This window comes from Pseudomonas sp. GW821-FHT07G10, assembly GCF_059418545.1.
Map to the genome: position 1 here is coordinate 1 of NZ_JBWKQB010000021.1, position 15,560 is coordinate 15,560.

Annotated in this window: 13 protein-coding genes and 2 pseudogenes; 11 read left to right on the plus strand and 4 right to left on the minus strand. The window is 59.5% G+C overall.

Translation table 11 applies throughout. The annotated features are described in order from the left end of the window. The coding region (locus AC07O1_RS21050) for a cadherin-like domain-containing protein (RefSeq protein ID WP_495089989.1) at positions 1-1,254 on the minus strand (1,254 nt) is incomplete at its 3' end. 736 nt (positions 1,255-1,990) lie between these two features. On the opposite strand from AC07O1_RS21050, the pseudogene AC07O1_RS21055 reads away from it, so the two are divergent. Then, positions 1,991-2,173, plus strand: a pseudogene (locus AC07O1_RS21055) (hypothetical protein); the annotation flags it as partial. Positions 2,174-2,177: 4 nt separating this feature from the next. Here AC07O1_RS21055 and AC07O1_RS21060 read toward each other — a convergent pair. Further along, positions 2,178-2,357, minus strand: a pseudogene (locus AC07O1_RS21060) (hypothetical protein); the annotation flags it as partial. 255 nt (positions 2,358-2,612) lie between these two features. Here AC07O1_RS21060 and AC07O1_RS21065 point away from each other — a divergent pair. From AC07O1_RS21065 to AC07O1_RS21075, 3 genes are all read left to right on the plus strand, one after another. Then, positions 2,613-3,971, plus strand: coding sequence for a TolC family outer membrane protein (locus tag AC07O1_RS21065; protein ID WP_495089990.1), 1,359 nt, complete (start codon positions 2,613-2,615; stop codon positions 3,969-3,971). A 17-nt stretch (positions 3,972-3,988) separates the two neighbouring features. After that, on the plus strand, positions 3,989-6,148 hold the full coding sequence (locus AC07O1_RS21070; RefSeq protein WP_495089991.1) for a type I secretion system permease/ATPase: 2,160 nt from the start codon (positions 3,989-3,991) through the stop codon (positions 6,146-6,148). A gap of 168 nt (positions 6,149-6,316) precedes the next feature. Next, positions 6,317-7,672, plus strand: coding sequence for an HlyD family type I secretion periplasmic adaptor subunit (locus AC07O1_RS21075; RefSeq protein ID WP_495089992.1), 1,356 nt, complete (start codon positions 6,317-6,319; stop codon positions 7,670-7,672). 41 nt (positions 7,673-7,713) lie between these two features. On the opposite strand, the gene AC07O1_RS21080 is transcribed toward AC07O1_RS21075, so the two are convergent. Beyond that, on the minus strand, positions 7,714-8,316 hold the full coding sequence (locus AC07O1_RS21080) for a tRNA-uridine aminocarboxypropyltransferase (RefSeq protein ID WP_494994666.1): 603 nt from the start codon (positions 8,314-8,316) through the stop codon (positions 7,714-7,716). A 13-nt stretch (positions 8,317-8,329) separates the two neighbouring features. Further along, positions 8,330-9,223: a LysR family transcriptional regulator gene (locus AC07O1_RS21085; RefSeq protein ID WP_494994665.1), complete on the minus strand. Its 894-nt coding sequence runs from the start codon at positions 9,221-9,223 to the stop codon at positions 8,330-8,332. Between the two features lie 238 nt (positions 9,224-9,461). On the opposite strand from AC07O1_RS21085, the gene speB reads away from it, so the two are divergent. The 7 genes from speB to AC07O1_RS21120 all read left to right on the plus strand — a co-directional run bounded on the left by speB (position 9,462) and on the right by AC07O1_RS21120 (position 15,486). After that, a complete protein-coding gene (gene speB / locus AC07O1_RS21090; RefSeq protein ID WP_494994664.1) occupies positions 9,462-10,412 on the plus strand; it encodes an agmatinase in 951 nt (316 codons plus the stop codon). Positions 10,413-10,421: 9 nt separating this feature from the next. Further along, positions 10,422-10,844: a YybH family protein gene (locus tag AC07O1_RS21095; RefSeq protein ID WP_495089993.1), complete on the plus strand. Its 423-nt coding sequence runs from the start codon at positions 10,422-10,424 to the stop codon at positions 10,842-10,844. A gap of 55 nt (positions 10,845-10,899) precedes the next feature. Then, on the plus strand, positions 10,900-12,411 hold the full coding sequence (locus tag AC07O1_RS21100) for a purine-cytosine permease family protein (protein ID WP_495089994.1): 1,512 nt from the start codon (positions 10,900-10,902) through the stop codon (positions 12,409-12,411). A 166-nt stretch (positions 12,412-12,577) separates the two neighbouring features. Continuing rightward, positions 12,578-13,957, plus strand: a complete 1,380-nt coding sequence (locus AC07O1_RS21105) for a sodium:solute symporter family protein (protein ID WP_495089995.1) — start codon at positions 12,578-12,580, stop codon at positions 13,955-13,957. Positions 13,958-14,059: 102 nt separating this feature from the next. After that, positions 14,060-14,785, plus strand: coding sequence for an MBL fold metallo-hydrolase (locus AC07O1_RS21110; protein WP_495089996.1), 726 nt, complete (start codon positions 14,060-14,062; stop codon positions 14,783-14,785). Positions 14,786-15,085: 300 nt separating this feature from the next. Beyond that, on the plus strand, positions 15,086-15,337 hold the full coding sequence (locus AC07O1_RS21115) for an acyl carrier protein (protein WP_494994659.1): 252 nt from the start codon (positions 15,086-15,088) through the stop codon (positions 15,335-15,337). After that, on the plus strand, positions 15,337-15,486 hold the full coding sequence (locus AC07O1_RS21120; RefSeq protein WP_495089997.1) for a hypothetical protein: 150 nt from the start codon (positions 15,337-15,339) through the stop codon (positions 15,484-15,486). Before AC07O1_RS21115 ends, AC07O1_RS21120 begins: the two co-directional genes overlap by 1 nt. The last annotated feature ends 74 nt before the right edge of the window (positions 15,487-15,560 follow it).

The window sequence follows — 15,560 nt, forward strand, 5'->3', positions numbered from 1 at the left end:
CGTGCCCTTGTTCGCCGGCGCACTGACCGCGTTCAGCGTGAACAGGTGGCCGTCGTCGACGTCGGTGTCGTTGGCCAGCACGTTGACGGTCAGGGTCTGGTTTTCCGTGCCGGCGGCTACATCGGCCACCGCTACCGGCGCATCATTGGTGCCGGTGATGGTCACCACCACGGTGCTGCTGGCGGGCGCTCCGTGCTCGTCGGTCATGTTGTAGCTGAGCGTCACGTGTTCGACCACGCCTTGCGCCAGGTGGTCGAAGTCGACCCCCGGGTTGAACACCAGCTGGTTGCCGACCACGCTGGCCGTGCCCTTGTTCGCCGGCGCGCTGGCGCTGACCAAGGTGAACGCGTGGCCGTCATCGACATCGGTGTCGTTGGCCAGCACGTTGACGGTCAGCGTCTGGTTTTCTGTACCGGCGGCCACATCGGCCACCGCTACCGGGCCGTCGTTGGTACCGGTGATCGACCATGACACCGACTCGGGAGTCGTGGCAATGCCGTCGGTAACACCAAAGCTCACCGTCACCGTCATCGGCTCGCCCGCTGCGAGGTGTTGATAGGCAGCGTTTGTCGGGTCAAGCGTGAAAGAATGCGTTGTCGCGTCATAGCTCACGCCGGCAGGCAGAGAGGCCGGGACATTAACGACAGTGAGTATCGTGCCATGATCGACATCTGAGGCGTGTGCTAGCGCGTTCAACGTGACGGCTTGCCCGTCCTCGGTGGCATTGCCGGTTACCGTGCCTGTCACCACCGGTGCGTCGTTGCGCCCCGCAAACTGCACCGTCGCAGTGGCCCAACTGAGCGTGCCGTTGCCGAGACGAATCGCATAAGTAAAGCTGTCCGTCAGGGACTCGCCAAGAGCAAGCGCCTGGAGTTGTGCCTTGAACGCAGTCGACAAGGCAGCGGTGTCGTAGCCGACCTTGCCATCCGACGTAATCCAGATCTTTGCACCATTGATACTGGTGTCAGAACTCGTTGCCTCAATTCTGCTTGTGTCTTGAACCAGGAGGTCGGCCGGAGCATAAACCTTGGTGTCAGTAGAAACACTGGTCGCGTTATCGAGTGACCAGAGTGTCTTCGCGTTGCCGCCGAGGTCATTGGACATGACATCCAGATACACGACTGCTAGCAGATCTTCAGTGATGGTCACGCTGCTCGTGCCAATAACACCAGTAGTGAAGATGTCATCCTGGGCTTGCGGCGTGTTGGAAAACGAAGTGACGGTTCCGCCGCTGGTAGTTGTGGTGGTAGCCATGTCTTTCTCCCGAGAATGCCAGTTCTTTTAAGAATCGCTACGGACTGCTAACAGCCACAAAACGGACTCTTCCTTGCTGGAGCAAACCGGCGCAGTGTTCTGTCCATTCACGATGTCGTCATCCGATGTCTGTGAGGCGATTGGGGTGAAGTCCCGTTCTTGTACCGTTGTACCGCTCAGGTTGTTCAGGAGCGGTGCGAGGCGGCTGCCAGACATCGTCGGCCAGCTGGACAGCCGACTGCCGGGATGGGCGCTGCCGGCAGAGGGGCGCCGGTATCGCGATGGTGGAGAGGTTCGCCGCGCTTGAGGAGCGGATCGCAGGACAGGTTGGGCAAACGTGGGGCCGAGTCTGCAGCTGCGCAGCGCATGGCACGCAATAAACTGAGAGCACCCATGTGGAAGGGACTCCTGAAATTATGGCTGGGTGGGGCCGTGTCTTGGGGTAGCACTGACTCAGGGAAACGGCCTTTCCTGGTATCAGTTTGATATTTTTTTTAGCTGTCGGGTCAGGCGTTGTAAAGGTGTTACCCGGAGGGAAAGGCACAATGCGCCAATATTCCGACAGGTGGGCACTATAGCGTCGGTATTCTGGCGATCTATTTTTGGCGAATGGGTCGCAAGGGCCATGGGCACTCAACACTGGCGCGGCTCGAATGAGCTGAAAACCCAGACGGCGGCGTAGGCTGGCTGAGTCTGTACCGGCGCTGGTTCTTCTGCCTGTTCTTGATGCTGGCCCTGGTCCGCCGACCGCCTGTTCCCGCTGCAGTTGCCCGGTGATGATCTGGCCCGGGTGGTGCTGGCCGAAGACGGCGCGCCCCTCTGGCGCTTTGCCGATGCCGAGGGTGTTTGGCGTTACCCGATCAAGCCAGAGGAAGTCTCGCCTTACGACCTGGAGGCGCTGCAGACCCAAGAGGACCGCTGACCAGCAGTTGCGAGGTCATTTGCAAGCTGCTGTCACGTCCCTGGGGCAATTGCTGGCCATTTTGCAAATGCACGACCACCGCGCCTTCGGCACCGGTGACCAGTTGATCCCCGACAAACAAGCGGTCCCCCTCGACCAAGGCACGTCGGGTTCCATCCCCTCCACCACTTCCCCGCCCTATGTTGAAAAAGTGATTGAACTTTCCTTCAGACCGCCAAAGCCCCTGGAGCGAATAAATCAAGGGGGCCTTCGGTTTGAACAACGTGCTGGATTTAGCAGAGCGCATAAGTTTTTTTTTTGACATAGGCTTTATGAGAAATTCTTCTTAGCTGCTCTCCAGGATGTTCTTAGCTCTCCGTTACAAACCTGAAACGGTTTGACCTATAAAGGTCGTCAATTATTTGGCGACCGATAAGTACCATCAGGATCAGGGACTATGGGCGTTTCGAACCCCCTCTGCAGCGCGATTTTATTGGCCATGGCTTGTTCACATCAGGCCCACGCAATGTCACTGACCGAAGCGATTCAGAGCACACTGGATAACCATCCGGAACTGCATGCCAGCGAGAACAATCGCCTGTCTGCCGATGAGGACGTGAAAGTTGCCAAAGGGGGCTTCTACCCTACCGTCGATTTGAATGCCGCTTACGGGCGCGGCTTCAGCGACAACAGCTCCACCCGCTCGTTGGGTAATCACAATACTGAAACCCTGACTTACACCCGGTCGGAACTGCGTCTGAGGCAAATGCTGTTCGATGGTTTCAACACCACCAATGAAGTCGGGCGGACCAAATCAGTGGTCAACTCCCGGGCTTACTTTACTCGTGGCACTGCCGAAAGCCTGGCATTGCGCACCATCGAGGTGTACCTCGAAGTTCTCAAGCGCCGTGAACTGGTAACCCTGGCCAAGAACAACCTGCAGGCGCACTTGCGAGTCAACGATCAGATCGGCCTGCGTACCGAACGCGGCGTGGGCAGCAACGCTGACCGCGATCAGTCGAGCGCCCGTCGGGCACTGGCGCAAAACAACCTCGATACTGCAGAAGCCGACCTGGCCGATGCCAAGGCGAATTTCTTCAGCGCGGTCGGGCGCATGCCCGATGAGCTGGAAACCCTCCCCTCGATCAGAGGCGAAGTCCCCACCACTCTGCCCGATGCGCGGAAAAGCATGCTGGAGAACAACCCATACCTGAAATCCGCCCAGGCTGACATTCATGCCGCCGAGAGCCAGTACGAGGTTGCCAAGTCACCGTTCTATCCACGCTTCGATGCCGAAGCAGCAGTCGGTGCCAACGACAATATTCAAGGCGACAAGGGCCACGACAACGAATGGCGGGTCGGCGTGGTGATGAACTACAACCTGTTCAAAGGCGGCAGTGACAAAGCTCGCCTGCAATCGGACGCACACAAAATCAACCAGGCCATGGACATCCGCAACAACGCCTTGCGCATGCTCAACGAGAACATCACGCTGGCCTGGAACGCCATGGTCAACGCGAAGAAACAAACCCCGACCACCCGTGAATACGCCGAAACCACCACCCGTGTGCGGGCCGCCTATCAGGACCAGTTCGGCCTTGGCCAACGGACCCTGCTCGACCTGCTGGACAGCGAAAACGAGCTGTACAACGCTAACCGCCGCTATACCGAAGTGCGCTACACCGAAGAGTTCTCCATGTACCGCGTTCTGGCCAACATGGGCCAGTTGTTGAACAAAGAAAAAGTAGTGGTGCCTGCCGAAGCGATCGCACAAACAGAAGTGAGAAGCGAAGCCCGTTTGCCAGAAATGAAGTAGGTAAAGGAGAGCTCAATTTGACCAGCATGGAACCTGCAAACTCTGGTGTCGATCCGCGCCAGAGCTTTGATGACCCGCTGTTGGACGGATTATTGATCCTCTGCAAACTGCATGACTGCACTGTCAGCCGCGCCAGCCTGAGCGCCGGATTACCGCTGCCCCAGCAGCGCCTGAGCCTGGACTTGCTACCGCGTGCCGCAGCGCGGGCCAGCTTGCAGGCGCGTTTACTGCGCCGAGAGCTGGGGGCTATCTCGGCACTCAACCTGCCGGTGCTGCTGATTCTCAAACATGGCCGATGCGCGGTCTTGCGGCGTTGGGGCGACGATGGCAAGGTGCTGATCCTGCCGAGCGAAGCCGAGGGCGGTGAACAATGGGTCAGCCGTGAAGAACTGGCCGAAGACTACAGCGGCCAGGCGCTGTTTGCCCGGCCACGGCATGAACTCGAAGACTTGCGCACACCACTGGTGCCGAGGGTCGAAGCCTGGTTCCGTGACACCCTGAAGCTGTCGCGCTGGCTGTACAGCGATGCGATTCTGGCGAGTTTCCTGATCAACCTGCTGGGGTTGATGGTGCCGTTGTTCGTTATGCAGACCTATGATCGCGTGGTACCGAATCAGGCGACTTCGACGCTTTGGGTGCTGTCCATCGGGCTGCTGATCGGCACCGGTTTCGAACTGGTGCTACGGGTAGTCCGCGCCCACCTGCTGGACCAGGCCGGGAAGAAAACCGACATCATCCTTTCCGCCACCTTGTTCGAGCGCATCACCGGTATGTCGATGAAGGCGAAGCCTGCGACCATCGGCGGCTTTGCCCAGAGTATCCACGACTTTCAGGGCCTGCGGGATTTTCTCACCGCCGTGACCCTGACCAGCCTGATCGACCTGCCGTTCGCCGTGCTGATGCTGGTGGTGATCGGCTTGCTCGGCGGCTGGCTGGTGGTGATTCCATTGCTGGCCTTCCCCATCACAATTCTCGTCGCCATGCTGATTCAGCTACACCTGCGCGACACTGTGCAGAAAAGCCTGAGCCTGGGCGCCGAACGCCAGGCGCTGCTGATCGAAACCCTCGGTGGTCTGGAAACCCTCAAGGCTTGCAGCGCCGAAAGCGAACGCCAGCACAAATGGGAAAGCATCCACGGCGCACTGACCCGACTGGACAGCCATGCGCGTAACCTGTCGGCGCTGGCCACCAACGGTACATTGTTCATTCAGCAATTCTCCGGCATGGCGACCATCGTCGCCGGGGTCTACAGCATCATCGCCAGCAACCTCAGCGTCGGCGCCCTGGTGGCGACCTACATGCTCGGCAGTCGGGTACTGGCTCCGCTGGGGCAAATCGCCGGGCTGATCACCCGCTATCAGCAAGCCCAACTGACCATGCGCAGCACCGACACGCTGATGTCGCTGCCGCAAGAGCGCGACACCAAACAGCGGCCGCTGGAGCGCACTCAATTGCAGGGTGGGCTCGATGTCAGCCAGGTGACCTTCCGCTACAAAGGGCAAAACACACCGGCCCTGGCCAATATCAGTTTCAGCATGAAACCCGGTGAACGAATCGGCATCATCGGCCGCAGCGGCTCGGGCAAAAGTACCCTGGCGCGGTTGGCAATGGGCTTTTATGCACCGGAAGAAGGTCAACTGTTGCTCGATGGTCTCGACCTGCGGCAACTGGATGTCGCCGACCTGCGCCAGCAAATCGGTTATGTCGCTCACGACCTGCCGCTGCTGGCCGGCAGCCTGCGGGACAACCTGACCCTCGGCGCCCGCTATATCAGCGACTCGCGGATGCTCGAAGTGGCCGAACTGACCGGTGTCACCGACCTCGCCCGTCAACACCCTCAAGGCTTCGATCGCCCCGTCGGTGAACGCGGCCAGTTGCTGTCCGGCGGCCAGCGTCAGATGGTGCTGCTGGCCCGAGCGTTGTTGCTCGACCCGCCGATCATGTTGCTCGACGAACCCACCAGCGCCATGGACAACAGCAGCGAAGATGTTCTGCGCCAACGCCTGCACAAGTGGGTTCAGGGCAAGACCTTGCTGCTGGTCACCCACCGCACCTCGATGCTCAGTCTGGTGGATCGGCTGGTGGTGCTGGACCACGGCCGGATCGTCGCGGACGGTCCGAAAGAAGCGGTCATCGATGCACTGCGCAAGGGCCATGTCGGCTCTGCGGCTGTCTAGGGTCTGTTGACGCTTGGTGACGACCGCGACGGGAACCCACTTGCGCGAGGCTGCGTTGCGGGATTTGCCAAGGGAACAACCATTAGCGGCATCCCGCGCCTTGCCTCGCACAAGTTGGCACAGCAACGCGGTTCGCCACCAAACGTCAACGGACCCCAGGAGTCGCCCATGTCTGCTTCACAAGGTTCACGCGGCTATTTCGACAGCTTCAGCAAAAGCGCAGAAAGCGAATTCATGCCCGACATCTGCGGAGCATCGCTGCAGGATTCGCCGCGCCGGTCGCGGATGACGGTGTGGATCGCCGCGGCGCTGATCATCACCGCGCTGATCTGGGCCAGGTTCGCCGTGCTGCAAGAAGTCACCATAGGTGAAGGCAAGGCCATACCGTCGAGCAAGGTTCAGGTGATCCAGAATCTGGAGGGCGGCATCGTCACCGAGATCTTCGTGCGTGAAGGGCAAATAGTGAACAAGGGCGATACGCTGCTGCGCCTTGATGACACACGGTTTCTGTCCAACAAGGGCGAGAGCGAAGCGGAACGCTTTGCCTTGATCGCAAAGGTCGAGCGGCTGTCTGCCGAAGCCGAGGGTCGGCCTTTCAAGCTCTCCGACGAGGTCATCGCCAAAGCCCCACAAGTGGCTGAAGACGAGCGCTCGCTGTTCGAACAACGGCAACGCCGCCTGGCCAGCGAGCAACGCACACTGACGGAACAACTTCGGCAAAAAACCCAGGAGTTAGCGGAGTTTCGTTCCAAACAGGGCCAGTTCAGTTCCAGCCTGGCTTTGCTGCAACAGGAAATGAACATGTCGGTGCCGCTGGTGGGGACCGGTGCGGTTTCGCCGGTGGAAATCCTTCGACTCAAACGCAGTGCGGTGGAGATTCGCGGCTCGTTGGACTCCACCACCCTGGCCATCCCACGGGCTGAATCGGCAATCAACGAGATCAAGAGCAAGCTCGATGAATCGGTGCAAGGCTTCCGGTCGGACGCCGCCAAGGAGCTCAACGAAAAACGCACCGACCTGTCGAAAATCACCGCGTCGAGCATCGCTATCGACGACCGGGTGACCCGCACCACCGTGGTCTCGCCGGTGCACGGTGTGATCAAGCAATTGAAGGTCAACACCATCGGCGGCGTGGTCCAGCCGGGCAGCGACATGGTGGAGATCGTGCCGCTGGAAGACAACCTGCTGATTGAAGCCAAGGTCCGTCCGCAGGATGTGGCATTCCTTCATCCCGGGCAGAAAGCCATGGTCAAGTTCAGCGCCTATGACTACACCATCTACGGGGGGCTAAGCGCCAAACTCGAACTGATCGGCGCCGACACCATCACCGACGACAAGGGCAACAGCTTCTACCTGATCCAGGTGCGCACCGACAAAAACCATCTGGGCGGCGAAGCCAAACCGCTGCTGATCATCCCCGGCATGGTCGCCACCGCGGACATCATCACCGGCGAGAAAAGCGTGCTGGATTACTTGCTTAAACCAGTGCTCAAAGCGAGGACCGAGGCAATGCGCGAGAGGTAGTATTCTTGATTGTTCCCACGCTCTGCGTGGGAACAATCTCTTTAGCCCTTACTTTCACCATGATTACGCCGAAAAGTCTCCTCCCCCATCGCCGCAATCTGTCCGTCGATCAACGCTTCAAACGGTCGCAACAGCGGCTCGAACGAGGTCGGGGCTTCAAGGGTCTGCAATGCCTGGACAATCGCTTCCAGCGTCGACAACGCCCCCGGCCCCGGAGCCTTGCGCAAACGGTAACGGGAGACCGAACCCTCGGCCAGCGTCACGCGGGGCAGCGCCGCCAGCAACGGATTGAGGTGCAGTAACTTGCGTGCCTTGCGCCAGGTACCGTCCGGCACCACCAGCAGCAATGGTTGATCCGACCCAGCGTAGGCTTGCAACGGTTGCGCATCATCCGCCGGAAACAGCAGTCGCGCTTGATAGCCGGGTGGGTTCAACAACGCGGGCAAATCCTCGAACACCTCCCCCACGATCAACTCGGCATTGTTCAAGCCCAGCGCCGCCAGCCGTGCGGTGTTCAGCGCATGGTTCACCTCGCTGGGATGCTGCAATAGCAGCACTCGGGTGCGACTGTCCATTTGCGGAATCAGCGGGCACAGGCAGTGGGTTTCAGGGCGCAGGCAACGGGCGCATTGGCTTCTGGACATGAGGTTCTCCCGATCAGGCCTGGTTGAGCTGGGCTTTGAGCAAGTCGCGGAAGGTCTGGATCAGCGGTTCGCGGCTGCGACCACGGCGCACGATCATCGAGAACGGTGCCTGATAGCCGAAGGTCGCCGGCAGCAGCACGCGCAAATCCCCCTTGTCGGCCCATGCCTGGGCGTAATGCTCCGGCAGATAGCCGATATAGGCACCCGATAGCACCAGAATCAGTTGCGCCTCCATACTTTCCACCGTCGCCGCACTGTGCTTGAAGCCGTGGCGAGCCAGTTCGGCCTGGCTCCAGTAACCGCGACCGACCATGCGTTGCTGGGTGATGACTTGCTCCGGGATACGTCGCTCGGTGAACAATGGATGGCGATTGCTGCAATACAGCCAGTGCTGCTCGCGGTACAGCGGCATATAGACCAGCCCGCTCATGCGAGTCGAGAACGCACCGATAGCCAGGTCCAGACGATTGTCCTGAACCCCGAGCTGTAGCTCATAGGGACTCATGACCGATAAGTGCAAATGCACCGCCGGGTGTTCCTGGCTGTAGGCACCGATGGCTTCGGCGAACGGCAGGGCCTTGTCGCTGACGGTCGAGTCGATCACCCCCAGGTTAAGGGTGCCACGCAATTCGCCCTTGAGCGCTGCGGCGTATTGTTCGAAACCTTCCAGTTCGCCGAGCAGGCGCAGGGTTTCCTGATGGAACAATTCACCTTTGCTGGTCAGGCTGAAACCACCCCGGCCGCGATGGCAAAGCACCAGGCCCAACGCCGCTTCGAGCTGGCTCATGTAAGTGCTGATGGCCGATGTCGACAGGTTGAGCTCCTGCTGAGCATTGGCAAACCCCTGATGCCGCACCACGCTGACGAAGATGCGCAATAGTTTCAGGTCGGGTAAAGCGTTGGCCATGGGGGCTCCACCTGGAAAATGTGTTCAAAGCTCATTCCCACGCTCCGCGTGGGAACTGGATGCGGAGCGTCCGGGGAGGCATTCCCACGCGGAGCGTGGGAACGATCAAGTCTAATCCCCAACCAACCATTAGTTTAGAAAAATCTGAACTAAGTATTTGCCAGTAGCGATTCTTCCCGTTCACTACATTTCTGCACAATCGCCTCCTGACAAATAAAACAACGATGAGGCTTATCCCGTGGACAAAATATTTCACCAACCACTGGGCGGCAACGAAATGCCGCGCTTCGCCGGCATCGCCACCATGATGCGACTTCCCCACTTGCAATCACCGGCAGGGCTCGATGCTGCTTTTGTCGGCGTCCCACTGGACATCGGCACCTCGCTGCGCGCCGGCACCCGCTTCGGCCCACGTGAAATCCGCGCTGAATCGGTGATGATCCGCCCGTACAACATGGCCACCGGTGCCGCGCCGTTCGACTCGCTGTCGGTTGCCGACATCGGTGACGTGGCGATCAACACCTTCAACCTGCTGGACGCCGTGCGCATCATCGAAGAAGCCTACGACGATATCCTCAGCCACAACGTTATCCCGCTGACCCTGGGTGGCGACCACACCATCACCCTGCCGATCCTGCGTGCGATTCACAAGAAGCACGGCAAGGTCGGTCTGGTGCATATCGATGCCCACGCCGATGTGAACGATCACATGTTCGGCGAGAAGATCGCCCATGGCACCACCTTCCGTCGCGCCGTGGAAGAAGGCCTTCTGGACTGCGACCGCGTGGTGCAGATTGGTCTGCGGGCTCAGGGCTACACCGCTGAAGATTTCAACTGGAGCCGTAAACAGGGCTTCCGTGTGGTTCAGGCCGAAGAATGCTGGCACCACTCGCTGGCGCCACTGATGGCTGAAGTTCGCGAGAAAGTCGGCGGCGGTCCGGTGTACCTGAGCTTCGACATCGACGGCATCGACCCGGCCTGGGCACCTGGTACCGGCACCCCGGAAATCGGCGGTCTGACCACCATCCAGGCGATCGAGATCATTCGTGGTTGCCAAGGGCTCGACCTGATCGGCTGCGACCTGGTAGAAGTCTCGCCGCCTTACGACACCACCGGCAACACCTCGCTGCTGGGCGCCAACCTGCTGTACGAAATGCTCTGCGTACTGCCAGGTGTGACCCACCGCTGAGGAATGACCATGAGCGAACGTGATCAGGTGTTGGAAGCCGCCGCAGAACTGGTGTCGGCCTTTGCCCGCAACGATCGCGAAGCCTACTTCGGCGCGTTTAGCGCCGATGCCAGCTTCGTTTTCTACACCCTCGAAACGCCATTGCTGTCGCGCGATGCTTACCAGGCCTTGTGGGACAACTGGCGCCGCAAGGATGGCTTCGAGGTGCTTTCGTGCACCTCGAGCAACGCCTTCGTCAGCCTGCAGGGTGATGTGGCGATTTTTATTCATGACGTCGCCACCGAGCTGCGCATGCAAGGGGAGCAACTTTTTAGCCAGGAACGCGAAACCATTCTTTTTAAAAAACAGGGGTTTCGCAAAGAAGAACAAGGCCGTTGGCTGGCCTGCCACGAACATTTGTCCGCAATGCCGGAAAGACTGCCCTCCCCTTAGCCAACACAGGTGACGCTCACGCACGATGAGCGCGCCTTGATGATCGGAGCAGATCATGAATAACAACAACAAAGAACAAAGCATCAGCACTATTGAAACCTTCGGGGTCGAACAGATCCCGGACCATGAGCGTACCGCCAGGCCCATCGATCTTTTTCGAATGATCTTCGGTGGCTCCAACACCTTTGCTACTGCGGTGCTCGGGAGTTTCCCGGTGCTGTTCGGCCTGTCCTTTCAGGCTGGCGTCTGGGCTATTGTGCTGGGCGTACTGTTCGGCGCGATTATCCTCGCGCCGATGGGCCTGTTCGGTCCGATCAACGGCACCAACAACGCGGTCTCCTCCGGTGCGCACTTCGGCGTGCACGGTCGGGTCGTCGGCTCATTCCTGTCGCTGCTGACCGCCATCGCCTTCTTCTCACTTTCGGTGTGGAGCTCGGGTGATGCATTGATCGGCGGAGCCAAGCGCTTGATCGGCGTTCCGGAAAACGACCTGACCCTGGCCCTGGCCTACGGTCTGTTCGCGATCCTGGTGCTGACCGTATGCATCTACGGTTTCCGCTTCCTGCTGTGGGTCAACAAGATCGCAGTATGGAGTGCCAGCCTGCTGTTCCTGCTGGGAATCTTCGCCTTCGCAGGGCCTTTCGACATTAACTTTGCCGGTAGCGTCAGCCTCGGCCAGCCAGGTTTCTGGGCAGCCTTTATCGGTGCAGCGCTGGTGGCCATGAGCAACCCGATTTCCTTCGGCGCGTTCCTCGGCGACTGGTCCCGCTACATCCCGCGGGACACCCCGAAAGGCCGGATCATGGCGGCGGTGATCATCTCGCAGATCGCCACGCTGATTCCGTTCATGTTCGGCCTTGCCACCGCGACCATCGTTGCCATCAAGGCACCGGATTACATTGCGGCGAACAATTATGTCGGCGGCCTGCTGGCGGTTTCACCGAGCTGGTTCTTCCTGCCGGTGTGCCTGATCGCAGTGATCGGCGGCATGTCCACCGGCACCACCTCGCTGTATGGCACCGGGCTGGACATGTCCAGCGTGTTCCCACGGGTGTTGTCGCGAGTCAAGGCGACCTTGTTGATTGGCGTGCTGTCGATTGCCTTCATCTTCATCGGACGCTTTGCGGCAAACCTGGTGCAGAGCGTATCGACCTTCGCCGTGCTGATCATCACCTGCACCACCCCGTGGATGGTGATCATGATCATCGGTCTGCTGGTGCGTCGTGGCTTCTACTGCCCGGATGACCTGCAAGTCTTCACCCGTGGCGAACAGGGCGGTCGCTACTGGTTCCAGCACGGCTGGAACTGGCGTGGTCTGGGTGCCTGGATTCCTAGCGCAATGGTCGGTCTGTGCTTCGTCAATCTGCCGGGGCAGTTCGTCGGCCCGCTGGGCAATCTGGCTGGCGGCATCGATATCAGCCTGCCGGTGACCCTGGGTCTGGCTTCGCTGGTGTACCTGACGCTGTTGAGCCTGTTCCCGGAGCCGACACTGGTTTTCGGACCGAACGATCCACGCAACAAGCGCACGGATTCGCGCGCCAAACCTGAACTAGGACAAGCAGCCTGATTAAGCCCCCCTACCTGTAGGAGCAAGGCTCGCCCGCGATGAACGATAACGCGGTTGGCGTGCAGTACCGCGCCTCCCTTCTCGCGGGCAAGAGCTAGGCGCCCCCCCTGCTCCTGCAGTGCTCGATTACGTTCCACATAAAAAAGACAATCGGAGACACGCTGTAATGGCTTTGGATTTATTTGTTGTTCTCATTTATGCCGCCGGTATGCTGGTGCTCGGTTATTACGGCATGCGCAAGGCCAAGACCCACGAAGACTATCTGGTGGCCGGTCGTAACCTTGGCCCGACGCTGTACATGGGCACCATGGCTGCTACCGTACTCGGCGGCGCGTCGACGGTCGGTACCGTGCGTCTGGGCTACGTCCACGGGATCTCCGGCTTCTGGCTCTGCGCCGCACTGGGCTGTGGCATCATTGCGTTGAACCTGTTCCTGGCCAAACCGCTGCTCAAGCTGCGGATCTTCACCGTCACCCAAGTGCTGGAAAAACGCTACAACCCGATGGCCCGTCAGGCTAGCGCAGTGATCATGCTGGCGTACGCGCTGATGATCGGCGTGACCTCGATCCTCGCCATCGGTACCGTGCTGCAAGTGCTGTTCGGCTTGCCGTTCTGGATCTCGGTGATGCTCGGCGGTGGCGTGGTCGTGGTCTATTCGACCATCGGTGGCATGTGGTCGCTGACCCTGACCGATATCGTCCAGTTCGTGATCAAGACTGTCGGTCTGATGTTTGTCCTGCTGCCAATCTGCCTGTACCGCGTCGGCGGTTGGGATGAGCTGGTCACCAAGTTGCCAGCGTCCAGTTTCAGCTTCAGCACCATCGGCTGGGACACGATCATCACCTACTTCCTGATCTACTTCTTCGGGATCCTGATCGGCCAAGACATCTGGCAGCGAGTGTTCACCGCCAAAAATGAGAAAGTCGCGCAATACGCGGGTACCTTCGCCGGTTTCTACTGCATCGCCTACGGCCTGGCCTGCGCCCTGATCGGCATGGCCGCTCACGTGCTGCTGCCAGATCTGGACAACGTCAATAATGCCTTCGCAGCGATCGTTAAAGCGTCCTTGCCGGACGGTCTGCGCGGTCTGGTGATCGCCGCAGCGCTGGCGGCCATGATGTCCACCGCCAGTGCCGGACTGCTGGCCGCTTCCACCACCCTGACCGAAGACCTGCTGCCGAGACTGCGCGGCGGCAAACAGTCGAGCCTGAGCATCAACCGTCTGTTCACCCTGCTGACCGGTATCGTGGTGCTGGGTATTGCCTTGGTGGTCAACGACGTGATCAGCGCCCTGACCCTGGCCTACAACCTGTTGGTGGGCGGCATGTTGATCCCGCTGATGGGTGCCATTTTCTGGAAACGTGCGACCACCGCCGGGGCAATCGCCAGCATGGGTCTGGGCTTTGTCACTGCACTGGCGTTCATGGTCAAGGACGGTCTGGATGCCAACACGCCGATCTACTACAGCCTGGTGGTAGGTTTGATCAGCTTCGTATTGGTCAGCCTGCTGTCCCCTCGCCCGGTGGCAGTGGCCAACGCGATCTAATCTGAGCGTAACAACGGTTTACCTTTTTCTTCGATGGGTACGGCGTCGGTTGCCGTACCCTTTTTTTTTCGCCTGAAGTTTTTCCCCCCTGAGGAGCCCCCAATGAAAATCGTCAGCCGCGATCAATGGTTCGAAGTCAAAACCCTGAGCGACGGTGTGCGCCTGATCCACGAGCCGTATATCCGCCCCTTCTACCGCTGCAACCTGTGGCATATCCAGGGCCGCGACAAAGACCTGCTGGTGGACAGCGGCTCCGGGCTGGTCAGCCTGCGCGAGCAATTACCCTGGCTCACCGAACGACCGCTGCTGGCAGTGGCCAGTCATTGCCATTTCGACCACATTGCCGGCCATCACGAATTCCCCGAACGCCTGGTCCACCCGGCTGAAGCGCAAATCCTCGCCGAGCCCGATGGTGACAACACCCTGGCCACCGCCTTCGTCGGCGACGACATGTTTGAAGCCCATCCGGATTGCCCGTTGTGCTACGCCGAATACCGGGTCAGGGCTGCGCCCGCCACCCGTTTGATCGAAGAAGGCGACGTACTCGACCTCGGTAACCGCACACTGCAAGTGCTGCACACACCCGGCCATTCACCGGGCGGTATCAGCCTCTGGGAGGCGGCCACCGGCACGCTGTTCAGCGGCGACATCATCTATGACGGTCCGTTGATCGAAAACGCCTACCACTCCAATCTCGAGGACTACGCGAAAAGCCTTCAGCGACTGCGCGAACTGCCAATCCGCACCGTGCACGGCGGACACTTCCCGAGTTTTTCAGGAGAGCGCCTGCGCGTACTGATAGATGAGTGGAACCGTCAGCATGAGTAATGTGTGCTGTACTGGCAGTTAGCGACTGCCGTTTTTGCAGGAAGATGGTACAAGGATCGCTAACGTCATTTATGACAGCTATCGCGTACCCCTCGGACGGGCCAAAAAACAACGACAACCTCCCCTTGCCAGAGGTGTGTATGAACGGCACTGAAACACAATCAATCATCTGCCGCCCCATCGAAGAACCGCCGGCCCTGAAATCGCCGCCCCCTCCCCCCGGGTTCACTCCTGGAAAAAACGCCGCCAGTCATTCCTTCCCTCCTGACCAGCTGTACCTGAGCCACGCGAGGAATGACCATGAAAAGAGCAGCCGTTCGTAATGCCGTGCATCGCTTCATCAGTCGTCTGCTGGATGGCAACGAGGATTTCGATGACAGCGTGAGCCTGGAGCAGTTGGGGTTGGACAAACAGGATATCGAGGACCTTATCTTCCGCCTGGAGGACGAGTTTGAGCTGAGTGCGTTTACCAGCGAGGAAGATCAGCTCCTCAAGAGCGCGACCACGGCCAATGACTTGTGCCGGTTTCTGCTGGAGATTTCCCGGCACTAATGTCCGCGTTGCTGGCAACGCCGGGTTGGTGTAAAGGCTCGGGGCGTGAAGCGGTCATAAAATCAGGCGGTGGGATTCGTCAGCGCGACGGCGTGAAACAGACGCAGCGCTACAAACCTGAATGGAAGACCATCAAGCCGCGCTTTTAACAAATGAGGTTTTTGGCCTGGTTCCCGTTGATCAGTCAGCAGGAAGCCGGGCCTTTTTTTCGCATGATGCAGGG